The sequence below is a fragment of the Dehalococcoidia bacterium genome, assembly GCA_021295915.1.
In the GTDB taxonomy this organism is placed as follows: Bacteria; Chloroflexota; Dehalococcoidia; order Lucifugimonadales; family UBA1123; genus VXRN01.
Genome location: JAGWBK010000092.1, coordinates 1,730 through 4,843, shown reverse-complemented (window position 1 = coordinate 4,843; position 3,114 = coordinate 1,730). Strand labels below are relative to the sequence as shown.

Genomic DNA, 3,114 nt, shown 5'->3' with positions numbered 1-3,114 from the left:
CTCGGGAGCGGCGAAATATCGGACGCCCGTAGCAAGAGAGTCGGGATTGGTCAGGGTGTACAGGTCATCGCCAGGATCCCCCGACGAGTTGGCGCGCCTGATCTTCACCGTGAGGGTCCCTTCGCCTGGTGCGGTGTATACGTTCAGATCGATGCCTTTCAGAAGATAACCATGACCATTTTTTCCGGTCTTGAATCCCTGAGTAACGCGCACATCGTTAGTGCTGGCAAAATAACCATGCTGCTCCATGCTGCTCACCAGCACGGAGCCGGCGAGCAAGCCCATGGTGGCGCTGACCGTGGACTCGGCACCGGTCCCGATGGCGTTCACGGCGCGCACCTCGAACTTGTACTCTTGCCCGTAGTTCAGGCCGGTCAGGGTCGTTTCCGTGGTGCCGCCGGAGCTGCCGCTGATGTCGCTGAAGTCCTCGTCGTTAACACTAAGCTGGTACCTCAGGGTCGAGGCGGTCTGACCGCCCCAGCTGAGCGTGAACTGGGCGCGGGCCGTGGTGGCGGCAACGAAGTCCGAAGGCGCGGCGGGCACTTCCTCAGCCGTGGAGGCGGTGACCGTCACCTCGAGCTTCAGTCCGCTCGTCCAGTACCAGCAGTCCGAGGTGGTGACAGACGAATCGGCTATGCACACCTCGTATACCTTGTTTTCGTTGGCGTCGGTCGGATTGTCGAAGTCGGGCGCCGAATTGAAAGTCAACCGACCGGAGGAGTCGATGGAGAACTGGTCCGCGTCCCTATTGACCAGCGTCCAGCTGACGTCGCTGGGCATCCTCACCAACGGGTAGGTGTTGCCTTCGACGTAGTCGATCCTGGTCTCCTCCAGGCTGGGAAGGCTTCCCTGTGCCCGCGGCAGCCCACCGGCCAGGGAGTTGCCGTCGAGGTAAAGCCGCTCAAGCTCATCCAGGGTCCCGATGACAGCCGGTACCGGGCCGACCAGGTCGTTATCCGAGAGGTACAGACCTTCGAGTTCGTCAAGGTTGCCGAGCTCCACCGGTATTTCGCCGCTCAGTCCGGCTGAGCTGAGATCGAGAGTTCTGAGCTTGGTGAGATCCCCGATTTCGCTCGGTATGGAGCCGGATAGATCATTCCAGCCGAGCCAGAGGTATTTGAGCTTTGGCAGGTTGCCTATCTCGGCAGGTATGCCGCCGGACAGGCCGTTCCCGCTAAGCACCAGATTCTCCAACTTCGTCAGGTTACCAATCTCCACAGGTATGGACCCGGATAGCTCGTTGCCGCCCAGTGTGAGACCCCTGAGACTCGTGAGGTTGCCGATCTCGGTCGGTATGGACCCGGACAGCTCGTTCGAACTTAGATTGAGCTGACCGAGCTTAGTGAGGTTGCCGATCTCGGTCGGTATGGAGCCGGATAGCTCGTTGGCATGCAGGGTGAGACCTCTGAGCTTGGTGAGGTCGCCGATCTCTTCAGGTATGGAGCCGGTAAGCTGGTTCTGCGACAGATGCAGCTGCTGGATATGGTTGAGGTCGCCGATCTCTTCAGGTATGGAGCCGGTAAGCTGGTTCTGGGATAGGTAGATGTCCATCATGTCGGTGAAGTCGCCGATCCTTTTGGAAATGGGGCCGGTCAGCTCGTTCTTGTGTAGGTGTAGGCCTCTGAGCCGGTCGAGCTCGTAGACAGCGGCTGGGATGGGTCCCCTTAGACCCATCGAGTAGAGGTTGAGGAATACAACCCGGTCCTGGGAGTCCTCCACGGTGATTCTGTTCCAATCGCGGATGTCTCTGCTTGCGCTCCAGTTCAGCCACCCATCTCTGGGCAGATCGCTCTTCATCGCAAGCAGCGCTATGCAGTCCTTCACCAGGCCCAGCTCGTTGGCTTGGTTGGGCACGGCTGTGCCGTTGTAGCACTTCGAGGTGACGGCTGTGCCCTCGGATACTGGGCCTTCGCCGCTGGCGTTCACCGCCCGGACTCGGTAGGTATAGGCCGTGCGGTTGAGCAGGTTGGCAATCGTGTGGGAGGTGGTCTCGTCTCCGCTGCCGGAGATGTCCGTCCAGTTCCCACCGATCTCGAAAACGTAGGCCGAACCGGATTCAACGGCGATGCCGTCGGCATTGGGTGCCGCGGCGACCAACGTGTCGCCGTCTAGTGCTACAGATCTCCCCAAGTAATGATCTGCCGCTCCGTCCGAGGCCGTGACCTTAAACTTCTCGCTCCAGCCGTCGGAGTCTTTAGTGAACACGTAGACCGAGCCGGAATCGCCGCCTTTCCGGCGACCACGGTGTCGCCGTCCACGGCTACGGAGGACCCCAAGATATCACCCGACGCGCCATCGGAGGCTGTCAGTTTGGTGTTCTCAGTCGCGTCTGCCCAGCCGGTGGCGGGCTTGGTGTATACATAGACCGAGCCGGAATTGCTGCCTTCGTCGTCGTCTCCTGATGCTCCGACGACCACGGTATCGCCGTCCACGGCAACGGAGCGCCCCAATTTGTCACCATCCCCGCCGTCCAACGCGGTCAGTTTGGCCGTTTCACTGGCGTCCGCCCAGCCGCCGACGGGCTTGACGAACACGTAAGCCGAGCCCTTGTCATCGCCCGAAACGTCGTCCTTCCAGGCCCCAGCCACCACGGTATCGCCGTCAATGGATACGGAATACCCCAACTCATCACTGCGCTCGCCGTCGGAGGCGGTCAGCAGGGCCGTTTCGTTGGCGTCGGCCCAGCCGGTGGTCGGCTTGACGAACACGTATACGGTTCCGGCATTGTGGATTGGTTGGGTGGCAGAGGGGTCGAGGGCGCGTCCGTTTGACCCAGCCACAACGGTGTCACCGTCCACAGCTACGGAGATACCTAGATGATCAAGGACATCGCCATCGGAGGCTGTCAGTTTGGCGGTCTCGGTCGCGTCGGCCCAGCCGTTGGCTGGCTTGGTGAACACGTACACCGAACCGTGGAAGATGTCATCGCCCGTGCTGTCCAGCCAAGCCCCGACCGCCACGGTGTCGCCGTCAATGGATACTGAATGCCCCAGTTGATCACTGTGCTCGCCGTCGGAGGCGGTCAACCTGGCGACATGGCGCCATCTACCGGTCTCCGAATCCCTGGTGAATACGTGGGCCGCACCGTTGAGCCCCTCAGTGGCGAAGCCTTCG

At 61.1% G+C, this 3,114-nt stretch carries 2 protein-coding genes; both read right to left on the bottom strand.

The window, feature by feature from the left end; all coding sequences use genetic code 11:
• A partial coding sequence (locus J4G14_15250; protein MCE2459145.1) for a fibronectin type III domain-containing protein occupies positions 1 to 2,205 on the bottom strand: 2,205 nt, incomplete at its 3' end.
• On the bottom strand, positions 2,115 to 3,114 hold a 1,000-nt coding region (locus tag J4G14_15245), incomplete at its 5' end, for an FG-GAP repeat protein (protein MCE2459144.1). The genes J4G14_15250 and J4G14_15245, both read right to left, overlap by 91 nt.